This window comes from Trinickia sp. HAY1-2D (genome assembly GCF_056754935.1).
Window position 1 is genome coordinate 1,292,762 of sequence record NZ_JBPGWX010000002.1, and the last position, 25,187, is coordinate 1,317,948.

General features: G+C 64.3%; 21 protein-coding genes, 1 tRNA gene and 1 pseudogene. 17 read left to right on the forward strand and 6 right to left on the reverse strand.

Annotated elements, in window-relative coordinates:
• Positions 1–81 precede the first annotated feature (81 nt).
• A complete protein-coding gene (locus tag ACR9ZC_RS12985; protein ID WP_481580580.1) occupies positions 82–540 on the reverse strand; it encodes a SixA phosphatase family protein in 459 nt (152 codons plus the stop codon).
• Positions 541–706: 166 nt separating this feature from the next.
• Here ACR9ZC_RS12985 and ACR9ZC_RS12990 point away from each other — a divergent pair.
• Positions 707–783 (forward strand) — tRNA-Pro (locus ACR9ZC_RS12990).
• 60 nt (positions 784–843) lie between these two features.
• Here ACR9ZC_RS12990 and ACR9ZC_RS12995 read toward each other — a convergent pair.
• A complete protein-coding gene (locus ACR9ZC_RS12995) occupies positions 844–1,137 on the reverse strand; it encodes a HigA family addiction module antitoxin (protein WP_440560258.1) in 294 nt (97 codons plus the stop codon).
• A 5-nt stretch (positions 1,138–1,142) separates the two neighbouring features.
• Entirely contained in the window at positions 1,143–1,421 is a 279-nt protein-coding gene (locus ACR9ZC_RS13000) for a type II toxin-antitoxin system RelE/ParE family toxin (RefSeq protein ID WP_481580581.1), read from the reverse strand.
• A gap of 284 nt (positions 1,422–1,705) precedes the next feature.
• On the opposite strand from ACR9ZC_RS13000, the gene ACR9ZC_RS13005 reads away from it, so the two are divergent.
• The gene (locus tag ACR9ZC_RS13005; protein WP_481580582.1) at positions 1,706–1,957 is read left to right on the forward strand and encodes a hypothetical protein; all 252 of its coding nucleotides are present in this window, start codon (positions 1,706–1,708) and stop codon (positions 1,955–1,957) included.
• Positions 1,958–2,002: 45 nt separating this feature from the next.
• Here ACR9ZC_RS13005 and ACR9ZC_RS13010 read toward each other — a convergent pair whose 3' ends face one another.
• Genes ACR9ZC_RS13010 through ACR9ZC_RS13020 form a run of 3 tightly spaced genes read right to left on the reverse strand, consistent with a single transcriptional unit; the run spans position 2,003 to position 4,535 of the window.
• The gene (locus ACR9ZC_RS13010; RefSeq protein ID WP_481580583.1) at positions 2,003–2,758 is read right to left on the reverse strand and encodes a PP2C family protein-serine/threonine phosphatase; all 756 of its coding nucleotides are present in this window, start codon (positions 2,756–2,758) and stop codon (positions 2,003–2,005) included.
• A gap of 12 nt (positions 2,759–2,770) precedes the next feature.
• Positions 2,771–4,093, reverse strand: a complete 1,323-nt coding sequence (tagH, locus tag ACR9ZC_RS13015) for a type VI secretion system-associated FHA domain protein TagH (RefSeq protein ID WP_481580584.1) — start codon at positions 4,091–4,093, stop codon at positions 2,771–2,773.
• A gap of 55 nt (positions 4,094–4,148) precedes the next feature.
• Positions 4,149–4,535 carry a TssQ family T6SS-associated lipoprotein gene (locus tag ACR9ZC_RS13020; protein ID WP_481580585.1) on the reverse strand — a complete coding sequence of 129 codons (387 nt, stop codon included), beginning with the start codon at positions 4,533–4,535 and terminating at the stop codon, positions 4,149–4,151.
• 552 nt (positions 4,536–5,087) lie between these two features.
• Between ACR9ZC_RS13020 and tssJ the strand changes: the two genes are divergently transcribed.
• The 15 genes and pseudogenes from tssJ (at position 5,088) to ACR9ZC_RS13095 (ending at position 25,149) form a co-directional block, all read left to right on the forward strand.
• Positions 5,088–5,612 (forward strand): type VI secretion system lipoprotein TssJ, encoded by a 525-nt coding sequence (gene tssJ, locus ACR9ZC_RS13025; RefSeq protein WP_481580586.1) that lies wholly within the window; start codon positions 5,088–5,090, stop codon positions 5,610–5,612.
• Positions 5,609–6,976 (forward strand): type VI secretion system baseplate subunit TssK, encoded by a 1,368-nt coding sequence (tssK, locus tag ACR9ZC_RS13030; RefSeq protein WP_481580587.1) that lies wholly within the window; start codon positions 5,609–5,611, stop codon positions 6,974–6,976. Before tssJ ends, tssK begins: the two co-directional genes overlap by 4 nt.
• Before the next feature lie 15 nt (positions 6,977–6,991).
• The gene (locus ACR9ZC_RS13035; RefSeq protein WP_481580588.1) at positions 6,992–8,299 is read left to right on the forward strand and encodes a DotU family type VI secretion system protein; all 1,308 of its coding nucleotides are present in this window, start codon (positions 6,992–6,994) and stop codon (positions 8,297–8,299) included.
• Positions 8,296–11,937, forward strand: a complete 3,642-nt coding sequence (gene tssM, locus ACR9ZC_RS13040; protein ID WP_481580589.1) for a type VI secretion system membrane subunit TssM — start codon at positions 8,296–8,298, stop codon at positions 11,935–11,937. Before ACR9ZC_RS13035 ends, tssM begins: the two co-directional genes overlap by 4 nt.
• A complete protein-coding gene (gene tagF, locus ACR9ZC_RS13045) occupies positions 11,934–12,599 on the forward strand; it encodes a type VI secretion system-associated protein TagF (protein WP_481580590.1) in 666 nt (221 codons plus the stop codon). Before tssM ends, tagF begins: the two co-directional genes overlap by 4 nt.
• 67 nt (positions 12,600–12,666) lie before the next feature.
• A pseudogene (locus ACR9ZC_RS13050) lies at positions 12,667–13,842 on the forward strand (serine/threonine-protein kinase); the annotation flags it as partial.
• An 810-nt stretch (positions 13,843–14,652) separates the two neighbouring features.
• Entirely contained in the window at positions 14,653–15,684 is a 1,032-nt protein-coding gene (gene tssA, locus ACR9ZC_RS13055; protein WP_481580591.1) for a type VI secretion system protein TssA, read from the forward strand.
• Positions 15,685–15,747: 63 nt separating this feature from the next.
• Complete coding sequence (tssB, locus tag ACR9ZC_RS13060) at positions 15,748–16,308, forward strand: type VI secretion system contractile sheath small subunit (RefSeq protein WP_481580592.1); 561 nt, start codon at positions 15,748–15,750, stop codon at positions 16,306–16,308.
• A complete protein-coding gene (gene tssC / locus ACR9ZC_RS13065) occupies positions 16,301–17,809 on the forward strand; it encodes a type VI secretion system contractile sheath large subunit (RefSeq protein WP_481580593.1) in 1,509 nt (502 codons plus the stop codon). The genes tssB and tssC overlap by 8 nt, the downstream gene beginning before the upstream one ends.
• A 32-nt stretch (positions 17,810–17,841) precedes the next feature.
• Positions 17,842–18,333, forward strand: a complete 492-nt coding sequence (locus ACR9ZC_RS13070; RefSeq protein WP_481580594.1) for an Hcp family type VI secretion system effector — start codon at positions 17,842–17,844, stop codon at positions 18,331–18,333.
• 48 nt (positions 18,334–18,381) lie between these two features.
• A complete protein-coding gene (gene tssE, locus ACR9ZC_RS13075; RefSeq protein WP_481582662.1) occupies positions 18,382–18,927 on the forward strand; it encodes a type VI secretion system baseplate subunit TssE in 546 nt (181 codons plus the stop codon).
• Between the two features lie 4 nt (positions 18,928–18,931).
• Positions 18,932–20,803 carry a type VI secretion system baseplate subunit TssF gene (gene tssF, locus ACR9ZC_RS13080; RefSeq protein ID WP_481580595.1) on the forward strand — a complete coding sequence of 624 codons (1,872 nt, stop codon included), beginning with the start codon at positions 18,932–18,934 and terminating at the stop codon, positions 20,801–20,803.
• On the forward strand, positions 20,800–21,957 hold the full coding sequence (tssG, locus tag ACR9ZC_RS13085) for a type VI secretion system baseplate subunit TssG (RefSeq protein WP_481580596.1): 1,158 nt from the start codon (positions 20,800–20,802) through the stop codon (positions 21,955–21,957). Before tssF ends, tssG begins: the two co-directional genes overlap by 4 nt.
• Positions 21,950–24,613: a type VI secretion system ATPase TssH gene (gene tssH, locus ACR9ZC_RS13090; protein ID WP_481580597.1), complete on the forward strand. Its 2,664-nt coding sequence runs from the start codon at positions 21,950–21,952 to the stop codon at positions 24,611–24,613. The genes tssG and tssH overlap by 8 nt, the downstream gene beginning before the upstream one ends.
• A gap of 14 nt (positions 24,614–24,627) precedes the next feature.
• The gene (locus ACR9ZC_RS13095) at positions 24,628–25,149 is read left to right on the forward strand and encodes a hypothetical protein (protein ID WP_481580598.1); all 522 of its coding nucleotides are present in this window, start codon (positions 24,628–24,630) and stop codon (positions 25,147–25,149) included.
• The last annotated feature ends 38 nt before the right edge of the window (positions 25,150–25,187 follow it).

The window sequence follows — 25,187 nt, forward strand, 5'->3', positions numbered from 1 at the left end:
CTCGCATGGCAAACCCGTGTAAATGCGATGACATGTCGCATCAGCGACACGCATGTTTCACGATTCGACTGTCAGACGATTCTAGGCGAGATCGGGCGAAATGACGGCGCGGATCAGCACCGGCGCCTGGCCGTCGCGCGCTCGGCTTTCCAGCCACCAGATGCCGGACTTCTTGACGGACCACTCAGTGGCTTTTCCCGCTACGAGCTGCGAGACCACGAGGCCGAGCGTCGGCTGATGACCGACGATCACGACCGTTTCGGCCGCGCCTCCCGGCCAGCCGGCAGCCGTCAGGACTGCCTCGGCGCGCGCGCCGGGCGCAATCTCTTTGACGATCCGGTATTGATCGGTCAAGGCTTCGACGGTCTGGACGGTCCGCGCGGCGGGGCTCGCGAGAATCAGAGCGTCGGGCGGCAGACGGTGTTTGAGCCATTTGGCCGTCGTCTGCGCTTGCTTGCGGCCACGGGAGGTCAGTTGACGGGCGAGATCTGTCGACGCGATGTCTTCGGCTTCGGCGTGACGCCAGAGGATGAGATTCATGAGCGTCTCCTTTTTCGTTGAACCCGATCGATTCGATTCTGCTGACCTTGTTGACCCGCAAACCGGGTGCCGGGTTCGACATGGTTGCGATGCGATGCTGTGGAAATTCTCGGAACGCAATCTGATTGACCGCTGGCAGGAGGGCAGGCTAGAATCACGGATTCGTCGGAGCGTAGCGCAGCCTGGTAGCGCATCTGATTTGGGATCAGAGGGTCGAAGGTTCGAATCCTTTCGCTCCGACCACCAGTATCAAGCAACGAAGCCCAGCCATTTCGGCTGGGCTTCGTGCTTTTTGAGGCAAGCTTATACAGCCAGCCGTTTTGCTGGCTTTATCTTTGCGGTGCTTTTCTGCTCGGCTTGCCACAAGTCGTATTGCAACTGGGCGCGCAGCCAGATTTCCGGACTTCCTTGCAGCCATTGCGCCAGCCGGATCGCCATTTCGGCACTGATGGCAGCCCGGCCGTTCAGGACGCGGGACAGCGCAACGCGGGACACACCCAGTTGTTCGGCGGCCTCGGTCACGCTCAAGCCCAACGCGGGCAAGACATCCTCCTTGAGTGTTTCGCCGGGATGCGGCGGGTTATGCATGCGCATGATGCTTCCTAGTGGTAATCCTGATAATTGACAATTTCGACGTCTTCTCCGACGAAGCAGAAAGTCAGCCGCCAGTTTGCGCTCACCCAGACAGACCAGTGCCCGGCTATGTCGCCTTTCAACCGATGGAGTCGCCAACCCGGAAAATCCATTTCCTCGGGCGCGGTCGCCACGTTGAGCAACCCCAGTTGGCGGGCAAGCTTCCCGGCATGATTCGGGCGGATGCCCGATTTGCTGCCGGTCTTGAAAAACTGTTCAAGACCTTTGTGAGCGAAACTTTTAATCATTGTGATTGTATCTTGTAGCGTTACGCGATTCAACTGCTGCTGGCCCTCCGTGGTTGTCCCGATTCTTCTAGTCGATTGAACGCGACGCGAGCCAGAGCATCGGAGCCTTCGACTGTCACACAAGTCACGCCCGGAGCATCGCAGCACGTCGATTTTTCCGCCTCGCTGCCTGTTTTCTTTGCGACTCGCCGGTCGCGTCCCATGAGACGAATGCGCGCGTCGAACTGGCGCTGCGCCATCGAACGCGGGTGACGAGAGTGAGCGAATCGCGGGACGAAGCACGGGTGTTCGTCTCGACCTTGCGGCCCGAGCCGCGGGACCAACAGGTCGCCGTCGCGGTGGTGCTGGTCTCGGCGGCGTTCTTTGTTGCGGCCGTGCCGTTCGCGAAAACGCAGCTCGTGAAGGTTGGGCCCTTCACCCCGATCTACGAATCGGCGCTGATCATCAGCGATAGGCTTACTGCGGCTCTATTGATCGGTCCAGACCACAACCAAAAACACAAAGGGCTACAGAGCTTTTCATCTGTAGCCCTTTGATTTTGCCTTTGCCGGCTGCGATGGCAATTGCGCGTGGCTGCGCTGCTAGCGCATTGCAACGAGCGTCACGGATTCCGGGTTGCCGATCCACACCGCAAGTGCCGAGCAATTGTCCACACTACCCGACAGCTCCGAACGTTGCCTGATCGCATCGGCGAGCAGCGTCAACCAATCGCTCACCGTATGCACGGCGCGCAGGCAGTACTCGATCAGTTCGTCAGGCAGCAATTGCCAGAAACCGTCCGTACACAATAGAAAAGCATCCCCATCTTCGACGGATATCGCGGAACTCAAGCCCGGCAGCACCTCGCCGGTCATGCCGAGAGCATGGAGCAGGAGACCGGGACTGAGGCCGTCGCACGGCAGTCCGGCGTCGGCCAGCTGCTGGACGAGGCTATGGTCGCGCGTGCGCTCGACGAGCTGGCCGCGCCGAAACCGATAAAGGCGGCTGTCGCCAACGTGCGCCCACTGTGCCGTGCGCAATTCGCTATCGACCAGCAACGCGACGATCGTTGCCGCCATCTCCCGAAGTGCGGGATCGTGCCGCTGCCTGGCAACGATTGCGCCGTTCGCCTCGGCGATGCATGCGCGCAAGAGTTCATCGGTGCCGTATGGCGTGGCCGCGCTCTTCGCAAGCGCCGCGGACACAGCCAACTGCGATGCCGTGTCACCGCCGGGACGTCCGGCAATGCCATCGCTTACCACGAAACATCCGCGATTGCCCCGCACGTCACAGCCGATCGCATCCTGATTGACCGTTCTGCTGCCGACATGGGAGTACTGAGCATGCGATATTTTCATTCGCCAGCATGCTCAGCCGCGACGGCGGCCGCGGTAGCGTTCCACCTCCGCATCGTAGGCGCCGAGAAAAGACTTGCCGAAGACGGACGAGAAATCGTCCTCGACGGCAAGTACCACGTCCCGGTGCAGCGCGACATAGCGCTCCCATATCCGAGCCTTGCGCAGCATCGGCCACATCCGCTCGTACCATCGCGGTTCGGCATCGCGATCGAGCAGGCGCTGAGGAGAAAATCGCGCGAGCAAATCGGTCAGCGCCGCGCGCATGCCCGCCACCATGCCGATCTGATGCGCATGGAGATCCTGGAACGCATCGCTCACAGCGCTTGGCGGCGACATGAAGCCCGGGAACGGTAGACCGAACATCTGCCGCAGCGCCGCACCGCCATCGGGCAGCAACTTGAGCGGGTTGTTTTCCCGATCGAGGAGCATCGTCATGTCCGCGCGCACTTCGCGCTTCAAGATGCTTCGTGCCGATAGCAACTCCACCGTGCCGTTGGCGAAAAGCGCCAGCAACTGGCCCGCGACGAACAGTTGCTCCGCCGACCAGCGGTCTACCGGTGCCGTTGCGTCCAGGCCGGCGCCCTCGAAAAATGCGCGCAGCAGTACGTCGGGCGCAACCCGCAGCCGGTCTGTCGTCAACTCGTGGCGCTCGTCGCCGCCGGTCGCACTATTGTCTGCGCTGGCCGTTTCGCTCGCGGGCACTTCGTTTTTCGGCGCAGCAGGCGCCGGCTGCAAACGAAACGGCGCCGCCCATTCGGGCACCGGATTCGAAGCCATAACCGGTGCGTCGGCGGCCGCAGTCGGACCGGTGAACTCGCCGGCGTCGCCATCGGACGACGATGCAAAGAGTCTCAGCGGGTCGGTGGGGAGCGCGTGCAATGCTTGAAGCGCATCGGACGGGGGCGCCGGTGGCGACTGCGCCTCGCGAGGGGTGTCGTCCACCCGCGCTACAGGCGCGTCGATCGCCGTACGCGGCTGCGCCGAAGGCGCGTGTGCCGACGCTGTCGCTGTCGCGCCTTCGTCGAAATCGGCGCGCAGCAGATAGGCGCCGATACGAATGGTGTCGCCCGCTTGCAGCAGCTGCACTTGGGCATAGCCGATCGACGTACGATTGACCTCGATCGTCGAGACGCTGCTGAGATTCTTCAGCGAGCACGATGTCTCGCCCACCTGCAGCAGTGCTTGCAAACGCGAGATCTGCCGCGTTTCGTCCCTGAGCACGAGGTGGTTGTCGTGGTCTCGCCCGATCGTGCCGCCCGGCGGACGAAACACGACCGAGGTTCGACGGTCGCGGTCGAGCGGTCGACCGGCGTGTTCGATAACGATCAATTGCATGGTCGCTGCAGTTGTTCCGTGAAAAATGCTTCAGATATCGGCCGCGACGCGATCGCTAGGATGGCGCGCGCTTGCGTTTTGCCGCCTCGAACGCTGGCCCCCACACAGGATGTCCTTTTTCCGCGGGCGATAGCTCGAAGTGCGGATCGATGTCCAGGATCTTCGAGAACTCGGCGCGACACGAAGCGATCCGATTGGTCACGCAGTAACTGAATGCCATCAGCTTGTGCGCGCTGACCTGGGTATCGCGGTCGGCGTCGCCGATTTCATGCGCATGCGAAAGCAGCGCGATCGTTCGTTGGTAATCGCCCGCATCGTAGGCGGCACGAGCTCGGTCCACGGTCGCCTGAGCCGTGCGCTGTTCGGGCGAAACGGTGCTGCACGCAACCAGGGCTGCAGCGATGGCGATCGGGAAAAATCTGGCACGAAAATAATGCTTCATTCAGGGTAATCCGCTTCGCCTCGAAAGATAAATCGAGATTTCGGTCGTGGATTTTAGGCTGGGCGATTATGGGTGCTCGCTTTTGTTACTGTTTGTTTCAATTTATCCATTTAAGGGTGGTGCGTACGGTCGGTAATTGAATGCTCGCTCGCTTGTATGCCGATATTTTTTCCACTATAGTTCGCCCCACTTTACGGTTTGACATAGTTTTCACCTTTCGTTTTTCTTTCGCGGAGATGAGGGGGTATATAGTTTATTTGGGTGCTGTATAAACTTTTTTTATCCGGAGCCCTTGTGTATCGGGGCTTTCGCGAACTCGTGCGTTCCGCTGTGGGACCGAGCGCGCCGTCTATCGGCGCGCGCCCGAAAATCCAAGGCGGTATGGGCGACACCCCGAAAAACGGTAGGGCGTCAGCCGTTTTGCGCGCGCTATTCGCGGGGTGATCCGTCCGGCAGTGAATGAATTCGAATTTTCATTAGTGTGCGGCTATGCCGCGAGAAACGATTGATTCGTTATGCGAACGTTGAATCGATAATGGAAGGTAGTGGGAGATGAAAGCGCTATATGGGGCGAGGATTGGTATTTTATTCGGGTGCTTATTCATTTTGAGCGCGTGTGGCTCGGTCGACCGCCAGGTGTCGTTACCTTACGCGGTGACATTCGATGTGGCGGCCGACGTTAATCCGGACATCCGGGGACGTCCGTCTCCGATCGTTCTCAAGGTATTCCAGCTGAAATCAGCGTCTGCCTTCGAGAGCGCGGAGTTTTTCGCGCTCCAGGACAAGCCCGACAACGCGCTGGGCGCTCAATTGCTGAGCGTCGACAGGATGATCCTGCGGCCCGGCGAGGTTCGGACTGTCCGTTATACGGGCAACGCCGAAGCACGCGCCATTGGCATCGTCGCCGAATACCGATCGCTCGAAACGAATCGGTGGAGGCTCACTCTGGCCCTGCCGGAAGGCAAGCAGCCCAGTGCGTTGCGATTCTGGCAGGGGTCGCCGCGCGAGGCGAAATTCGCGATCGCGGTCAGAAATGGCGGCATCGATCTGAGTTCTGACGCCCGGGGGGCGCAATGAACGATGCGGTGATGTCGCCGATGTCCGTTGCGGGGCTGCGCGAGCGCGTGATTTGGTCCGAAGGCATGTTCTTGCGCCCTCAGCATTTTCAACAGCTCGAGCGTCATTTCGAACGCCTTGTGCAGACGCGCTGTTTGCCGCTGCAAAGGCTCTTTTGGGGCTTTGACGAGCTGGAGATCGATCGCGAAGCACTCATGCTCGGCAAGGTACGCTTGCTGGCGGCTTCCGGCGTCATGCCGGACGGCACCCCGTTCGCTTTTTCGCACCTGCACGATGGGCCGGAGCCGCTCGATATCGGCACGCACGTCAAGGACGAGCGCATCGTGCTGGCCTTGCCCTTATGGCGCGGGTCGGCGGAAGACGTCTCGTTCGGTGGCGATGCCTGTACGCTGGCCCGCTACCTCGTGGAGGAACGCGAGATCGCGGATGTCAATCCGATTGCGCTCGAGCCCGCGCTGTTGCAGATCGGCCGTTTGAATCTGCGCCTCGCCCTCGAGTCCGAATTGACCGGCGACTGGCAAGCGCTCGGCGTGATGCACATCGTCGAGCGCCGCGCGAACGGTCAATTGGCGATCGAAGCCGACTTCATACCGCCGCGGCTCGCCGCGCAGCGCGACCCGGTACTGCGCACTTACCTGTGCGAGCTGCACGGCATGCTCGCGCAACGCGCAGAGGCGCTCGCGGAACGCTTGACGCAGCCGGGCAAGGGCGGCATCTCCGAGGTGGCGGATTTTCTTCTGCTGCAGCTCATCAACCGGTATCTCGGGCTCACGTGGCACGCGCAGCAGGATGTCGAGATTCATCCGGAAACGCTCTTTCGCGACTGGCTCAAGCTCGCTTGCGATTTGAGCACGTTCACGACCGCCAACCGCTTGCCGCAAGTCTTGCCGGTGTACGAGCACGGCGATCTGCGTGCGACGTTCGGCGCGCTGATGACGGAGTTGCGGCGTTCGCTCTCGACAGTGCTCGAGCAGAACGCCATCCGTATCGATCTGCGCGACGCGGGTGGCGGAGTGCGCGTGGCAACGGTGGCGGATCCAACGTTGCGCCGCGATGCGGGCTTCGTGCTGGCCGTTCGCAGCGACATGCCTTCGGACAGCCTGCGCTTGCGATTTCCGGCGCAAGCGAAGCTCGGCCCTGTCGAGCGCATCAGCGACCTCGTGCATCTTCAGTTGCCGGGCATCGGCGTGCGTCTGCTGCCCGTCGCGCCGCGACAGATTCCGTATCACGCGGATCACGCCTATTTCGAGCTGGAGAAGGGCAACGAGCTGTGGAAGCAATTTGACCGCTCGGGAGCGCTCGCTCTGCATCTGGCAGGAGAGTTTCCCGGGCTCTCGCTCGAGCTTTGGGCTATTCGGGGTTAGCAAGAGGCCTGCATCATGAACCTTTCGGTCGATTCTTTGGGGGCCGGGGCCGGCGGCTTCGTGCCGCCGAATCCCGGCGGCGCCCAGGCTGGCGGCGCCGCTGCAGCGGAATTCGCGGTAGCAGGGCAGTGCACGCCAACCGGCAGCAACCCGCTCGTTGCCGCGGCCAATCCGTTACTCAATCTGGTGCCGCAAATTCGCTCGACCGTGCATCATCCGAATCCGGCCTGGTTGCGCGAACATCTCGTCGTCGAAATCCGCGCGTTCGAAACGCGTGCGCAGCAAGCGGGCGTGCCGCCGGAAACGATCATGGCCGCGCGCTATTGTCTGTGCACCGCGCTCGACGAAGCGGCGGCGCTGACTCCATGGGGAAGCGGCGTCTGGTCCTCCCACAGTCTGCTCGTGTCGTTTCATAACGAGACCTGGGGAGGCGAAAAGTTCTTCGAGGTACTCGCGAGACTCTCGCAGCAGCCGGGGCAGCACATCGATCTGCTCGAACTGCTGCAGTTTTGCCTGGCGCTCGGCTTCGAGGGGCGATATCGCGTCGTCGATAACGGTCGCGCACAGCTCGATGCGTTGAGGCGTCAGTTGGCTCGGACGATCCGCACGGCGCGCGGCGACTACGACCCCAGTCTGTCACCGCACTGGCGCGATGCGGTGGCGCGCGACGAAGCGCGCGGCTTCGCGGTACCGCTATGGGTGTGTGCGGTGCTCGCCGTGCTGCTTGCGCTCGGCCTGTTCGCCGGCTTGCGGTTTGCGCTGGCGATGCACGCGGATCGCCTTTTCACGGCCATCGACGAATTGCACCTGCCGCGGCTGCAGGCGAGCGCCGCGCCGCGACCCGTGGCGCCCGCACCGCCTCGGCTAGCGCACTTTCTGCAGCCGGAGATCGACGCCGGTCTCGTCTCCGTACGGGACGAGGCCGATCGCAGCGTCGTCGTGCTGCGCGGCGACGGGCTGTTCGCGTCGGGTTCGACCGCGGTCATCGATCGCTACCTCCCTGTCCTCATGCGCATCGCGGACGCACTGAACGGCACCGCGGGCAGCGTGACGGTGGTTGGCTATACCGACAACGTACCCGTGCACACGCTGCGTTTCGCGTCGAACTGGGACTTGTCTCAAGAGCGCGCGGAAGCGGTCAAGCGATTGCTGGCCACGCGCCTCGCCGATCGGGCCCGGCTGAGCGCACAAGGCCGAGGCGAGATGGATCCCGTCGCGCCGAACGATTCGGCATCGGGGCGCGCGCGCAACCGGCGCGTCGAAATTACGTTGATGCTGGCGCCGACGGCCGGCTCGGCACAACCGGCAGCGGGAACACCATGACGACAAGCCATTCGTTGCCGAGGGTCGGTCGCGTGCTGAACCGCCGCGAGACCTGGACGTTCGCGGGTGTGCTCGCACTCGCTGCCTTGATCTGGTTTGCTGGGCCGCTCGTCGCGTTCGACGGCCACCGTCCGCTCGAAACCGCGGCGGCCAGAATGCTTGCGATCGTCGTGTTGCTGGCGATATGGGGCGCCCGTGTGGCGTGGCGAAACTGGCACGCCGCTCGACTCAATGCCGAGTTGCTCGCGCAGTTGCGTAGCGACTCCGGCCGTGCGCAGCCTGCGGGCGAGCCTCCTCAGCCGGACCTCGACGAGTTGCGTACACGATTCGGCGAGGCCGTCGCGCTGTTGAAAAAAGTCCGCTTCGGCGTCGCGAATCGGCCGCGCCGCGGCCTTGCGCGCTGGGTCGAACGTTTCTCGCAGCAGTATCTGTATCAGTTGCCGTGGTATGTGTTCATCGGTGCACCGGGCTCGGGCAAGACAACGGCCCTCGTGAACTCGGGGCTCACGTTTCCGCTGGCGGAGCAGTTCGGTCGCGCGGCCATTCGTGGCGTAGGCGGTACGCGCCATTGCGATTGGTGGTTCACGAACGACGCGGTGTTGATCGATACCGCGGGACGCTACACGACGCACGAAAGCAACCGTGCGCTCGACGAAGGCGAGTGGAAGGGCTTCGTCGAACTGCTGAAGAAGTACCGTACGCGCCAGCCGCTGAACGGCGCGATGCTGACGATCAGCGTGGCCGATCTGGTGAGTGCGTCCGAGAACGAGCGGACTCAGCATGCCATGGTATTGCGCAAGCGGCTTCAGGAGCTGCGAGCGCAGTTGGGAATCCAGTTTCCCGTCTACCTGATCGTGACCAAGGCGGACCTGCTCGCCGGCTTTACCGAGTACTTCAGCGCGTTCGGGCGCGCGGAGCGTGAGCAGGTATGGGGCTTTACCTTCACGCTGCGCGAGCAGGCGGCCGCCGATTTCCAGCTGCGCGCGGCGTTCGACCGCGAATTCGATCTGCTTCATCGAAGGCTCAACGATGCGCTGCCGGAATTGCTCGCGGAGCAGCTCGACGCGCGTCAGCGCGAGCTGACGTATCTGCTCCCTCAGCAATTCGCGAATCTGCGAGACATGCTCGGGCAGTTCGTCGCGGAGGTATTTTCCGCATCGAAATTCGAACCGATGCCGATGTTGCGCGGCATCTATTTGACGAGCGGCACGCAGGAGGGCACGGCGTTCGACCGCGTGATGGGAGGCATCAAGCGCTTCTTGAAGATCGAGGGCACGCCGCCCATGGCGCAGCCCGCGCTCGGCGGCCGCAGCTTCTTCCTGAAGACGCTGTTGCAAGAGCATATCTTCAACGAGGCGTCGCTCGCGGGCAGCGATCTGTCCTGGCATCGACGGCGAAAGGTTCGCGCGACCGCGGCCTACGTCGCGCTCGCGATCGTCTTCTGCGTAGTCGGTATCGGCTGGACGCGCAGTTATCTGCACAACAGCGCGTATCTGGACGCACTCGCGGCGCGTGTGCCGGCCGTAAACGATCAGATGCGTCGCGCGAAGATCGGCGATGGCAGCGATATCGCGCAGCTGCTGCCCGTGTTGGACGCACTGCGCGAATGGCCAGCCGCCGGCGGTATCGAGCCCGGACACCCACCGCTGTCGTATCGATGGGGCCTCTTCCAGGGCGACCGGATGATGGCGGCAGCGGATGCCGTCTATCGTCGCGAGCTCGAGGCAGCGCTGCTCCCGCTCGCTGCCCGGCGGTTGGAAACGGCCCTGCGAGACGCGCGTGCCGATGACGGTGCGTATGCGTATGCCGTGTTGAAGGCGTATCTGATGCTGTACGACAGCGGGCACTACGACCCGGTGTTCGTTCAGGCGGTGCTGGATCTCGTGATCGAGAGGTCGTTGCCTGCGGATGTGCCGTCGTCGGAACGCCGCGCCCTGCGTGCCCATCTCGCGTCGCTGTTCGACGATCGCGTGGTCTCGTCGCCGATACCGATGGACGAACGTCTCGTTGCCGACAAGCGCGATCAGTTGCGGCGCGTGCCATTCGCGCAGCGGCTCTATGGGCAACTCATCCATACGCTGCGCGCGAGTACGGCGCCGTACGACTTCAACTTCTCGGACGCGGCGGGGCCCGATGCCTCGCTCGTGTTCGAGCGGCGAAGCGGCAAGGGACTCGGCGAAAGCCTGCCGGGTCTCTACACGCCAAGTGGTTACTGGAGTGTGTTCGATAAGCGCGTCGACGACGCGGTGAACGCGTTCGGACGCGAGGAAGTCTGGGTGCTGAACCTCGACCGCATGGAGGTGGCGTCGGCGGATGAAGCGGCGGCGCGCTCGCGCGGTGTCCGGCAGCTCTACCTGAACGACTACATCAAGACGTGGGACGATTATCTGGCCGACCTACGTCTGCGCGGCGGTGCATCGCTCGCGCAAAGCATTCAGGAGGCGCGAATATTGTCGTCGCCGGATTCTCCGTTGACGCGGCTCTTCGCCGCCGTGGCACGCGAAACCACGCTTGGGAAGGAGGCGGCGGAAGGCCCGCTCGCCGCGGGTGCGAAGACGCGGGACAAGGTGGACGAAGCGCGCAGTTCGCTCGCACAGATGTTCGAGAGCGGCTCGAGCGGGAATACGGGAACGGGCGCGGCGGCAAGGCCGGAATTCATCGTCGACAGCCACTTCGCGGGTTTCCGTGCATTCGGTCCGAACGGCCAGGGGGCATCGTCGGCCGAGCCGCTCGATGGGGTTCGCAAGACGATCGACGAGCTTTATAGCTACCTCACGGCGACCGACCACGCGCTGCGCAGCGGCGGCATGCCGCCGCCCTCCGACGTCCCCGACAGAATACGCGCCCAGGCGGGCCGGCTGCCCACGCCATTTCGCGAAATGCTCGACCAACTGTCCAATGCCGCGAACGGTAGCGTGGCGAGTGCACAGGAACGCAACGTCACGCACGATGCGGCCGTCAATGTCGGCGAGTTCTGCAGGCAGGCGATCGGCGGACGCTATCCGTTTGCGCGCGGATCGTCGCGTGACGTGACGCCTGCGGATTTCGCGCAGCTTTTCGCACCGGGTGGTTTGATGGACAGCTTCTTCCAGAAGAATCTTCAGCCGCTCGTCGATACAGCGGCACGGCCCTGGCGCTTCAACAACGCAGGACAAGGCGCACAGGCGCTGGCCGCGCCGGTTCTCTCTTCATTCGAGAAGGCGGCCGTGATCCGGGATGCGTACTTCCCGGGAGGCTCGCATGTGCCTGAGACGACGGTCGAGATCAAGCCGCTCGACATGGATGCGTCGATCTCGGAGATGGTGCTCGACGTCGATGGCCAGATCGTGCGGTATGCGCACGGTCCGCAAGTGCCGGCAACCGTTCGCTGGCCCGGCACGCGCGGCAGCGCTCAGGTGCGCTTGCAGATCGTCGAGAGCTCCGGTGCGACGGGCGGGATCGTCACCGAAGGCTCGTGGGCGCTGCATCGGTTGTTCGACCGCGCAGCCGTGTCGGCGGGGCGAGCGCCGGAGCAGATGGTTGCGCGGTTCACGATCGATGGGAAGCCGCTCACGCTGCAGGTCACGGCAAGCAGCGTTCGCAATCCGTTCCGGCTGCCCCAGCTCGAATCGTTTTCCTGTCCGGCCTCCACATCATGATCGCTGTGCCGATTCCACGCGGCTTCGATACGCCGCCTGCCTGGTACGGAAAGCTGCCTGGCGCGGGCGACTTCGTCAGCCGGCATCTGCCGCACACACTGGCCGGGTGGTGGGAGCGCTGGCTCCAGCACGGTATGGCGGCGATGCGGCAGCGTGGGCCCGGAGCGCTCGAACGGCACTACGCCGTCGCGCCGCTTTGGAACTTCGCCATGCCGGCAGGCACCGGTGCGCGATACGTGCAGCTCGGCTGCATTGCGCCGAGCTGCGACCGGGTAGGGCGCTACTACCCCATCGTGGCGATGCTCCCGATCGAGGCGGGCGACTACTCGAGCGCACTGACCGCGCGAGCCGGAGGCTTTTATCGGCAGCTTGGCACCGTGCTGCTCGACGCGGTCCGTCATGGCCGGGCGCCGGAACAGTTGGAGTCGGCGCTGTCGGCGGTTCGCCTGACGTATGTCGACGTGCCGGATACGGCGTCGCCAGCCGACGCGCCCGCCGGCTGGCCCGGACTTGCGCATTACTTCGACCCACACGGCGCGACGAGCTTTTGGTGGACACACGCGCTGAACGGCGCGCCGCTTTCGACGTGTTCGCACACGGGCACGCCCGATGACGAACTGTTCATCAGGCTTTTCGGCGCGCAGCAAAACCGCGAGCCGTGACGCGATCAATGAGGGCGAACCCGGGGCCGCGCCGAATCCGGCGCGGCCCGCATCGGAGAGGTTGCAGATGATGGATCAGCTATCCCGAGACACCATGGACCATCCACGCGGTATCGATACCGCCTCTCGCACGGGCGAAGACGACGCACGGGTCAGGCCGCTTCCCGTCGGGCATCGTTTCGGCGAGCTTCAACTGGATGCCGTGCTGGGCGTAGGCGGTTTCGGCATCGTATATCGTGCGTTCGATCGTGCTCTGCAGCGCGTCGTGGCGGTCAAGGAATACATGCCTTCCATGCTCGCCACGCGCGGGGGCGATCACACGGTCATGCTTCGCTCCGAACGCTTCGGGCAAGCGTTCGACGCCGGGCGCGCTGCGTTCGTCAACGAAGCAAGGCTGCTCGCGCAATTCGACGATCCGGGCCTCGTCAAGGTGCTGCATTTCTGGGAAGCGCACGGAACGGCGTATATGACGATGCCGTTTTACGAGGGCGAGACGCTCAAGCAGCGCGTGGCGCGCGGCGAACGCATCGGCGAAGCGCAGTTGCGCGAGATGCTTGCCGGCGTGCTGGGCGCGCTCGATACGCTGCATCGCGCGCAGTGCTTTCACCGCGATATCTCGCTCGACAACATCCTCGTCAAGCCCGACGGCAAGCCGGTGCTGCTGGACTTCGGAGCGGCACGCAAGCTGATCGGCGATCTCGTCGACGATCGAGCCGTCATGTTGAAACCCGGCTACGCACCGATCGAGCAATACACCGACGATCCGGCCTTCACGCAGGGTCCCTGGACCGACATCTACGGACTCGGTGCGGTCGTGCACGCCGTCGTAACTGGCGAGTTGCCGCCGCCGGCTGTCGTGCGCAGCATCGAAGACAAGTATCGGCCGCTCGTCGCGCGCGCATTGCCCGATCGCGAACGGTACAGCGATCGGTTTCTCGCGGCGATCGACCACGCACTCGCCGTGCGCATTCCGGACCGGCCCGAATCGGTGGCCGCATTCGCGGTCGAGCTCGGCATAGCGGGATTCGAGCGCGCGCCGCAGGTGCCGCTGCAGGGCGATCGAAACGCGCCTTCGACAGCGGCATCGACCACTCCTCCGTCTCCGCTCGCAGCGGCGGCGGCACCGGCATCCGCCCACACGGAAGCGGATGCGAAAGCGTCCGATGCGAAGTTGCAGCCGTTGGACGCGAGCGTCGAACCGCCGGCAACGCCGGACCCGGCAGTCGGCCCGCAACAGAAAAGTGCCGATATGGGCACCGCCTCGCAACCGGAGCATGAATCGCCGAGCCCTCGCCCGGCTGACGAAGCGACGACCCAAGAACGTGCGGCTGCCGGCGTTCGCCGCTTCGGCGGCAGTCGGTTCGCACTCTACGGAGCGAGCGCGTTGGCCGTGCTGCTCGTCGCCGGCATCGTCGCGACGTGGACGGCGCGGATTTCCCAGCGGGTATCGCCGCAAGCTGTTTCGACGATCGCCGGAAAAGCGGGCGCAACGCAGGCAATAAGAGGGGCGCCGGTTCCGCCGGCGCAGACGAAATCGGCAACGGCCTTTGCCGCGCCCGGACCGACGTCTGCTGCAACGATGGTTCCGCCAGCCGCGAGCGCCGCGGCTGGTATGCCCGCGTACGCCCGCCGTTCGGCTTCCGACAGCATGACCGCATCGGCTGCCACCGTGCCGGCAGCGAGCCTCGGCCCTTCAGAGACGGTCGTCGCCATTGCAACGGCGAGCGGCGCGACGGCCGCTCCTGTCGAAGAGCCGCCGGCTGCACCGAAGCCGCCGGACACGGTACCCGTGCGTTTCAAGATCCGCCCTTGGGGCGAGGTGTACGTCGGCGGCGCGAAACGCGGAGTCAGCCCGCCGCTCAGAACGCTGTCGCTTGCGCCAGGCGTGTATCAGATCGAGATCCGCAACGGAAACCTGAAGCCGCTGCGGCGCACGCTGACGATCGAAGCGGGCGATCGGCCGGTCAGCATCGACTATGCCTTCGAATGAAAACCCATCCATCTCGCTCGACGTTGCAAAAAAAGCGCTCACGACCGCTCGACAGGATTCGCCATGCCGTCCCCCGAACTGATTGAATCGATGCTTGCGCAAATCGCCGCCGATGCCCCTTGCGGACCGAATCTCGAGTACGACGACGAGTACTTGAGACTGCGGCAAGTGGCGACCGGCAAACCCGAGCAGCAGTACGGCGAAACGGTGATCGCGGCCGAGCCGCCGGACTGGCTGGCGGTGGAACGGCACGCGAGCGCGCTTTTTGGGCGGACCAAGGATCTGCGGGTCGCTGCGCTGCTCACGCGAAGCTGGACGGAGTTGAGCGGCATTCCCGGTTACGCCGATGGCCTGCAAGTCGTGAGCGAGTTCATCGAAAAGTATTGGGACGACGTTTATCCACCGCTCACGGAAGACGGCGAATACGACCCGACGCAGCGAATGAACGCACTTGCCGAAGTCGCAGGGCCGCTCGGCTGCGCCGGGGTTGCGCGCCAGCAGCCGATCGTCGTGGGCAGCTTCGGGAGCCTCACGGTGCGCGACGCCGAGCGCCTGCTCGACGGCGCGGAAAAGGATGTCGCGCACTACCCCGGCGGCCCCGAACGCCTGCGCGGCGACTTGCTGCGCGCACAGGCCGAATCGCGTTCCGAATTGCGCGCGGCGCTTGCGGCGCTCGACAGGCTCGAAGCGATTCGTGCGCGAGTGGCCGACAAGCTCGGCACCGAATGGACATTCGATACGAGCGACTTCGAAAAGGCCCTGCACCGAATCAGACGCGATGTGCTCGCTCCGCCGGCGAGCGAGCCGAGCGGACCTGTATCCGCCGACGACGCAGATGCCGGCGCTACCGCAGCGACGGCAGCCGGGGGGGCGACGTGGCGAGAAGCCGAGCTCGCAAGCCGCGACGACGTCCGGCTCGGCCTGGAGAAGATGTGCCGATATTTCGAAGTCCATGAGCCGAGTCATCCAGCGCCGATTTTGCTGCGCCGCGCGCAGCGCCTGCTGGGTCTCGACTTCTACGAAATCATCCGCGATCTCGTGCCGGAGAGCCTGGCTCACCTCGACGCGCTGGGCGGACAGCAGCGCACCGAGTAACGCCACCCTGGCGGCGATCGACGGTCATCAATGTCACTTCAGGACCTTACGAGGAGCATCGGAATGGCAAAACACAAAACCATGGCCAGCGGCCAGAAGTTCATCGCGCGCAATCGCGCGCCGCGAGTCCAGATCGAATACGACGTCGAGGTATACGGCGCGCAGCGCAAGGTGCAATTGCCGTTCGTCATGGGCGTCATGGCGGATCTTGCAGGCAAGCGTCGCGAACCGTTGCCCGATCTCGCGGAACGCAAGTTCCTCGAAGTCGATATCGACAATTTCGACGAACGCATGAAGTCCATCGCGCCTCGCGTCGCGCTGCAGGTGCCCAACACGCTGACAGGCGAGGGCATGCTGAACGTCGACGTCACGTTCGAGAGCATGGACGATTTTTCTCCGGGCGCGATCGCACGCAACGTCGAAGCGCTGCGCCGGCTTCTCGATGCGCGCACCGAGCTGGCCAACCTGCTTTCGTACATGGACGGCAAGCAGGGTGCGGAGCAACTGATCGAGCGGGCGATGCGGGATCCGGCGCTGCTCGAGTCGCTCGTACGCGGAAAAGAGGCGAACACCGACGCGAGCGTAACCCGCGACGCCTCGCAGCAGGAGGTCGGCCATGAATAAAGCCGCCGTCAGCCTCGATGCCGGAGCGGTATCGGATGCACCCGCCGTCGCGCATGACGAATTCGCTGCGTTGTTGCAGAAGGAATTCAAGCCGAAGACCGAGCAGGCACGCGAATCGGTCGAGCGGGCAGTGCGTACGCTCGCGCAGCAGGCCCTCGAGCATGCCGTCGTCACGAGCGGAGATGCCTATGGAACAATGAAGCAGATCATTGCCGAGATCGACCGAAAACTGAGCGAGCAGATCAATCTGATCTTGCATCATCGCGAATTTCAGGCGCTGGAAGGCGCGTGGCGCGGCTTGCATCATCTCGTCAACAACACGGAAACGGACGAGCTGCTGAAGATCAAGGTCTTGCCGGCCGCGAAGACCGAGGTGGCACGCACGCTCAAGCGCCACAAGGGCATCGGCTGGGACCAGAGTCCCCTCTTCAAGAAGGTCTATGAGGAGGAATACGGCCAGTTCGGCGGCGAGCCGTTCGGATGCCTCGTGGGCGACTATTACTTCGACCATAGTCCGCCCGACGTCGAGATGCTCGGCGAACTCGCGAAGATCGCGGCCGCCGCGCACGCGCCTTTCATCGGCGGCGCAGCGCCGGAACTGATGCAGATGGATTCGTGGCAGGAGCTCGCCAATCCGCGCGATCTCACCAAGATCTTCCAGAACACGGAATACGCCGCCTGGCGAGGATTGCGCGAATCGGATGACTCGCGCTATCTGGGGCTTGCGATGCCGCGCTTTCTCGCGCGTTTGCCGTACGGCGCGCGTACGAATCCCGTCGACGAGTTCGATTTCGAAGAGGAGACGGAAGCGGCGAATCACGACCGATACACGTGGGCCAATTCGGCCTATGCGATGGCGGTCAACGTCAACCGCTCGTTCAAGCACTACGGTTGGTGTTCGTCGATTCGCGGCATCGAGTCGGGCGGGGCCGTCGACGGCCTGCCGTGTCACACCTTTCCGACCGACGACGGAGGAGTCGACCTGAAATGTCCGACCGAGATCGCAATCAGCGACCGGCGCGAAGCGGAGCTTGCGAAGAACGGATTCATGCCGCTCGTGCACCGGAAGAACTCGGATTTCGCCGCATTCATCGGTGCGCAGTCCCTATTGCAGCCGGCCGAGTATCACGACCCTGACGCCACGGCCAATGCGCGTCTGTCAGGGCGCTTGCCCTACCTGTTCGCGTGCTGCCGGTTCGCGCACTACCTCAAGTGCATCGTGCGCGACAAGATCGGCTCGTTTCACGAGCGCGACGACATGGAGCGCTGGCTCAACGATTGGATCATGAATTACGTGGACGGCGATCCCGCGAACTCGTCGCAGGAAACCAAGGCACGCAAGCCGCTGGCGGCCGCCGAAGTCGTCGTCGAGGAAATCGAGGACAACCCGGGCTACTACACCTCCAAGTTTTTCCTGCGCCCGCACTATCAACTGGAAGGGCTCACGGTGTCGCTTCGACTCGTGTCCAAGCTGCCCTCCGCGAAGACGGGCCAACACTGAACATCAACTGACTTTCCTGACGGAGTGAAGAAATGGGCGTGGCAATGTTTATGAAGGTCGATGGCGTCACCGGCGAATCGGTGGATTCCCAGCACAAGCAATGGACGGACATCCAGTCGTTCTCCTGGGGGGCGAACCAGAGGGGGGCGATGGCGACCGGCGGTGGCGGCAACGCAGGCCGCGCGAGCTTCAACGACCTTTCCGTCGTGGCCTATATGGACAAGAGCTCGGCTGCGATCATCAAGAATTGCGCGAACGGCAAGCATCTGACCAAAGTTGAAATCTCGGCCTGCAAAACGGGCGGCACCCAAATCGAGTTCATGCGAGTCACGTTGGAGGAGGTGCTCGTGACTTCTGCGCATGTGACGGGTGTCGATCCGGGCGATGCGGCCGATCGGCTGCTCATGAACTACGGCTTTCAGGCCGCACGTGTGAAGAAGCAGTACTGGGAGCAGACCGATACCGGCGGCAAGGGCGCCGAGGTATCGGTCGGCTGGAACGTCAAGGAAAACAAGGAAATGTGACGGGTGAGGGGCGCGACCATGAACGACGCTGAGCACGACTTCTCCTCGATGCGCGGCACGCGCACCGCTCGCCGGGCGCGGGACCGTTTGCAGCCTGCGCTGCTCGATCGCTTGACCGATACGGCGCAGCGTCGAGGCACGGAGCCTTCCTACGCCGAATCGATCGGCGACGAGCGTCTGCGCGCGGCCGTTCTGCGCGATCTTGCGTGGCTGCTCAATACGAGCAACGCCGCGGATGGGACCGACGGCGTGTCGTTTCCCTATGTGCTTTCGTCGGTGCTCAACTACGGGATGCGGCCGTTGGCAGGCGTGCAGATGTCGGGGCTGGAGCCGTCCGATGTCGAAGCGTCGATCCGGGAAGCGATTCTTCGCTTCGAGCCTCGGATCGCGGCCGATAGCCTCGACGTGCGCTGCATCGGCAAGGGCGTGCCCGGCGAAACGGGTGAGGACGGCGAGGCGAGCCCGCAGAACTTGCTGGCGTTCGAAATCCGCGGTCGACTCTGGTCGGTGCCCCGACCCGTCGATTTGCTGTTGCGCTCCGAACTCGATCTCGAGACGGGCGCGATGTCGCTGCAACCCATCCAGCGGATCTGATGCGATGGACACGCGTCTGCTCGAATACTACAACCAGGAACTCGCCTATCTGCGTGAGATGGGCGCGGAGTTCGCACAGCAGTTTCCCAAGGTGGCGGCGCATCTGCGCTTGCCGGAAGGCGAGCCGCCCGATCCGTACGTCGAACGGCTGCTCGAAGGCTTCAGCTTTTTGACCGCCAGGGTGCGGCTCAAGATGGATGCGGAGTTTCCGCGTTTCACCGAGGGCTTGCTCGAAAGTGTATGTCCCGGCTATCTGGCACCGCTGCCTTCGATGGCGGTCGTACGCTTCGCGCCGATGATCAACGAAGGCAGCCTCGCGCGCGGCGTCCTCTTGCCGGCCGGTACGGCCCTCAAGGCGCGGCCGGCAGACGGGGAGCAGACCGCATGCGAGTTCCGTACCGCGCACGATGTGACGCTGTGGCCGCTCGAACTCGCGCGGGTTGCGCTCACCGGTGCGCCGACGGACGTGTCGCTCGCGCATCCGGGCATCGCGCGCGAGGTGCGCGGTGCGTTGCGCATCCGCTTGAAGTTGCGCGGCGGGGCCACATTCTCCCAGCTGCCGCTGGATCGATTGATGTTTTATTTGGCGGGCCCTGAACGCATCGCGCTGCAATTGCTCGAGTTGGTCGGGGCGCATGCGCTGGGCGTGGTTTGCCACGAAGCAGGAAGTTCGCCGCGTTGGCAGTACCCGCTCGGCCCCGACGCGATCGTTCATGAAGGCTTCGGCGCGGAGCAGGCGCTGTTGCCTGACGACGGTCGTACGTTTCAGGGCTATCGGCTGATGCGGGAATACTTTGCGTTCCCGGCACGATTTCTGTTTTTCAGCATCAATGGGTTGCAGCCGGCACTTCGACGCGCGGCCGGAGACGAACTCGAACTGACGATTCTGCTCGACAAGCCGGAAGCCGCGCTCGAAAGCGCGGTCGGCACGGAGCATCTCGCGCTCAACTGCACGCCCGCCGTCAATCTGTTCGCGCGGCGGGCGGATCGCATACCCGTCGCGCCGCGCACACGCGAGCACCATGTCGTGGTGGACCGCGGCTGCCCGCTCGACTACGAAGTGCATACCGTGGAGCGTGTCGTCGGCCATCTGGATGCGGGCGAGCAAGCGCAAGCGTTCCGTCCGTTCCATGCGTCATATGCCGCCGACGGCGGAAACTTCGGCGCATATTGGTCGGCGCATCGCGAGCCGCGCCTCGTTTCGGCGCAGGCACGTGCGAACGGAAGCCGCACAGGCTATATCGGCAGCGAGACTTTCATCACGCTCGTCGATGGGCAATGCGCACCGTTCGACGAGCGGATTCGCTATCTGTCCGTCGATACGCTGTGCACCAACCGCGATCTCGCGTTGCTGCTGCCGTCGGGCAGCGAGGCCGGGTTCACGCTCAAGGTTTCGGCGCCCGTGGAACGCATCGAAATGCTGGCCGGCCCCTCGCGCCCCCGGGCACCGATCGCCCAAGGCGCCGCTGCCTGGCGTCTCATCAGCCATCTAGGGTTGGCCTGCCAGACGCTCACCGATCTCGACGAAGAGGAGGGGGCGCATCGCTTGCGTGAACTGCTGACGCTTCACACGGACGCTGCGGATGCGTCGGCGCGCATGCAGATCGACGGTATTCGCGGTGTCGCATACACGCCCGTGTTTCATCGCCTGCCGGCTGCCGGCCCGCTCATGTTCGGGCGCGGCGTGGAAGTTGCAGTGACGGTGGACGACCACGCGTTCTCGGGCGAGAGCCCCTATCTGCTCGGCGCGGTGATCGAGCAGTTCTTCGCGCGGCACGTCTCCATCAATACCTACAGCGCAGCGGTGCTTCGAAGCGTTCAGCGCGGTGCGCTTGCGCGTTGGCCCGCACGTGTGGGCAGGCGGCCTGCGATATGAACAGTGCACCGCTTCCTGCCATGCCCGCGTCCGACGATGGGCGACGTGCCGCTTGGTGGCAGCGTATGCGCGCCGCGCCGCACGCATACGATCTCTTTCATCTGATGCGCTGGCTCGATGCGGCATCGGGCAGCGAGTTGCCGCTCGGTCACGCGGTGCGCCTGCGGGACGAACCGGTGCGATTCGGCCAGCAACCTTCGCTCGCCTTTGCGCCGGCGATGGTGGCCTCTGTGCATGAGTGCGATGAAACCGTGCCGCGCGTTGCCATTCACGGATTCGGGCTCTTCGGCCCGAACGGGCCCCTGCCGTTGCACCTGACCGAGTACGCACGCGAGCGCGCCACGGCGTTCGACGATCCGGCTTTCGCGGCCTTTGCCGATCTTTTTCATCATCGGCTCATCGTCCTCTTCTACCGCGCGTGGGCCGATGCGCAGCCTGCCGTCAGTCTCGACCGGCCGGCACAAGCGCGGTTCGATGGGCATGTCGGCAGTCTGATCGGTCGAGGTGCGAGCCCGCATACGAACCCGTATCGCCCCGCGCTTCACGCGCAGTATTTCCAGGCCGGACATCTGGTGCGGCATACCCGCAACCCCGAAGGCCTGATACAGATCCTGCGGCGATATTTCGGCGTGCCCGTGCGCATCGTCGAGCATGTGCCGCGCTGGGTGCGGCTGGCGCCGGAGCAATGCTGCGCGATTCGCGCGACGGCTCGCACTCAGCCGCTCGGCGCAGCGGTGCTCGGCCGGGCGGTGCGCGACGGCCAGTCGCACTTTCGGTTGGTGCTCGGCCCGCTTTCGCTTGCCCAGTACCGGCTGTTCCTGCCCGGCGGCGAGTGGGCGCATCGGCTGGCCGAGTGGGTGCGCGAGTACCTCGGGATCGAATTCGCCTGGGACGTGCAGCTCGAGCTCGCTCACGACGAAGTCCCGGCGCTGGCTCTGGGCGATGCGCATGGACTCGGGCGAAGCGCCTGGGTCGGCCGCAGGATGACGACGAGTCCGGCGCGCGACCTCGTGCTCGATCCGGCTGCGCGGCGCGCCCGGCCCGATGCAAGCTCCGTGGGCCGGCGGGCGACGCGGCCTGCGCCCGGCGGCGCGCGCCCCGATGTGGATGCCTTTTCCTCCCACCACAGTCTTGATGGAGACGCCATTGTCTGAAATCGGTCGTGTCGCCCTGTTCGGGAAACTGAACCCATTCCTCTATCGAGCGCTGGAGCAGGCCACCGCATTCTGCCGGCTACGGGGCAATCCGTATGTCGAGCTTGTCCACTGGCTGCACCAGATCCTGCAGCAGCCAAACAGCGATCTGCACCGCGTGCTGCAGCGTTTCGACATCGAGCCGGTCCGCATCGAGCAAGGGCTCATGGCCGCGCTCGATCGCTTGCCGCGCGGCGCCGGCTCCGTTTCGGACTTCTCAGGGCATGTCGACGAAGCGGTCGAGCGCGCGTGGGTGTATGCGACGCTTCGCTACGACGCGACGCGCATCCGCGGCGCGGTCCTGCTGCTCGGCATGCTGAAGACGCCAGGTCTTGCCAACGTGCTTTTTGCGGTCGCCCGCGAGTTCGGGCGGATCGCACCCGACGTCCTGGCCGACGAGCTGGAGCAGATCGTCGCGGGCTCGCCCGAGACGGCCGGCGAGGACTATGCCGCGGCGCCCGACGTCGAGGCACAAAAGCGAAGCGAAGGCACCGCATTGAGCCGCTTTGCGATCGATCTGACGGCTCGGGCGAAAGCGGGCGAGATCGATCCTGTCGTCGGGCGCGACAGCGAGATCCGGCAGGTCGTCGACATTCTGTTGCGCAGGCGTCAGAACAACCCCTTGCTCGCAGGCGAGGCCGGAGTCGGCAAGACCGCGGTCGCGGAGGGGTTCGCATTGCGCATCGTCGCCGGCGAAGTGCCCCCGCCGCTGCGCGACGTGACGCTGTATATGCTCGACATCGGCCTGTTGCAGGCCGGCGCCAGCGTCAAAGGCGAATTCGAACGCCGGCTGCGCGAGGTGATCGACGAAGTCATGTCGAGCGCGCGGCCCATCATTCTCTTCATCGACGAAGTGCATACGCTGATCGGTGCGGGCGGTACGGCCGGCACCGGCGATGCGGCGAATTTGCTGAAGCCCGCACTCGCGCGCGGACATCTGCGCACGATCGGCGCGACGACCTGGTCGGAGTACAAGAAATACATCGAGGCCGACCCCGCGCTGTCGCGTCGTTTCCAGGTCGTGCAGGTGCACGAGCCGAACGAGGCGGCCGCATTGCGGATGCTGCGCGGGCTCGCGCAGCGGATGGAGGCGCACCATCGCGTGCTCGTGCTCGACGAAGCGCTCGATGCCGCCGTGACGTTGTCGCACCGCTACATTCCCGCGCGACAGTTGCCCGACAAAGCGATCAGCCTGCTCGACACCGCATGTGCACGTGTGTCGGTCAGTCAGCACGGTGTGCCGGCGCCGCTGGAAGACGCACGGTCGCGCATCGAGGGTCTGCGCGCCGAGCGGGGACTGCTCGAGCGCGAACGCACGCTGGGCATGGCGGACGCGGTCCGCCTCGACGAGATCGAGGCGTCGCTCGCTCGCGAGGCCGAAACGCTCACGCAGTTGGAGGAGCGCTGGTCGGCCGAGCGAGCGGCGATCGAGCGAGTCGTCGGTTTGCGGGCCGAGCTGCTGAGCCAAGATGCCGAAGGTGCGGCGGCTGCGGCGGGTGGGTCCGACGCATCCGATCTGGCCGACCAACAGCGACGACTCTCGTCCGCGCTGCGCGATCTGGCTCAATTGCAAGGCGAGAGTCCCCTCGTGCTTGCGTCGGTCGACACGCATGCGGTCGCTTCGGTGGTGGCGGACTGGACCGGGATTCCGGTGGGCCGCATGGTCAAGAATGAAACGGAAGCGGTGCTCAAGCTGGGCGATACGCTCAACGAGCGCGTCATCGGGCAGGTTCACGCACTGGAAACCATCGCGCGGCGCATCCAGACCGCGCGCGCGCGGCTCGACGATCCAGTCAAGCCGCATGGCGTCTTTCTGCTGTGCGGACCGTCGGGAGTCGGCAAGACCGAGACGGCGCTCGCGCTCGCGGACACGCTCTATGGCGGCGAGCACAACCTCGTCACGATCAACATGAGCGAGTTCCAGGAGGCCCACACCGTCTCGACGCTCAAGGGCGCGCCGCCCGGTTATGTCGGCTATGGCGAGGGCGGCGTGCTGACCGAGGCCGTTCGGCGCCGGCCGCACAGCGTGGTGTTGCTCGACGAAGTGGAAAAGGCGCATCGCGATGTCCACGAAATTTTCTTTCAGGTCTTCGACAAGGGCCGGATGGAAGACGGCGAGGGTCGTTTCATCGACTTCCGCAACACAGTGCTGATCCTTACCTCGAATGTCGGCTCGGAACGCGTCATGCAGCTGTGCCGCGACCCCGAGCGGTTGCCGGATCCGCAAGCACTGACCGACGCACTGCGTGCGCCGCTGCTCGACGTTTTCCCCGCGGCGCTGCTGGGCCGCCTGACCGTCGTGCCTTACTACCCGCTCACCGACGCGATGCTCGCGCGGATCGTCGAGTTGCAGCTTCGACGCATCGAGCGCCGTGTCGAGACTCAGCATCGCATTCTCCTGACGTGCGCGCCGTCGGTTACGGCGCTGATCGTCGAACGCTGCCGCGAGATCGAATCGGGCGGCCGAATGGTCGATGCGATCTTGACTCACACGCTCTTGCCGCGCATCAGCCAGGCACTGCTGCGGGCGACGATCGACGGCCGCGTGCTCGCGGCGATCGAGGTCGATGCGGAAGACGGCCAGTTCGTCTATCGCTTCGACGACGCTTCTTTTTGAATTGGGAGGTAGCAATGAACGGAACATGGAGCTTCGGCAATCAGCGCGGCCTGGGCAAGCTGCCGGGCGGCAACGCCGATTGCGGTCAGCATGCCGCCGGCGGCGTGGCGGGGGGCTACACGGTCGGATCGATCGATCCTTATGGAGGCGGCGATCAGCCATTGGCGGCACGCACGCCGTTGCAGTTCGATCCCGCGCACGGCCTTATAGACGGTTTTTTCAGGATCGCCAACATCCCCGCTCACGCACAAGCGGTCGCTTACGTGAACTTCCAGACCGGTGCATTTCATTACGCGAGGATCACAGGCCAGGGACTGACACAAACGGACGCCAACCAGGCACAAGCGCCCGGCATGGGCGGAACGTTTCAGCGTTTCGGGCGTGGGCCGAACGGAACGGTGTCGCTCGACAATCTCGTCGCGCAACGCGGTGTGCAGCCGATACAGGCGATGCCCGATCCCAATGCCTTCGTCAACTATTGCGGTCAGCACTACGACCTGCAAAACGGGCTCTTCTTTTTTTGCAAATTCAATTGAACGCCGCGACGCCGCTTACCAAGCGACGCTCGACGACC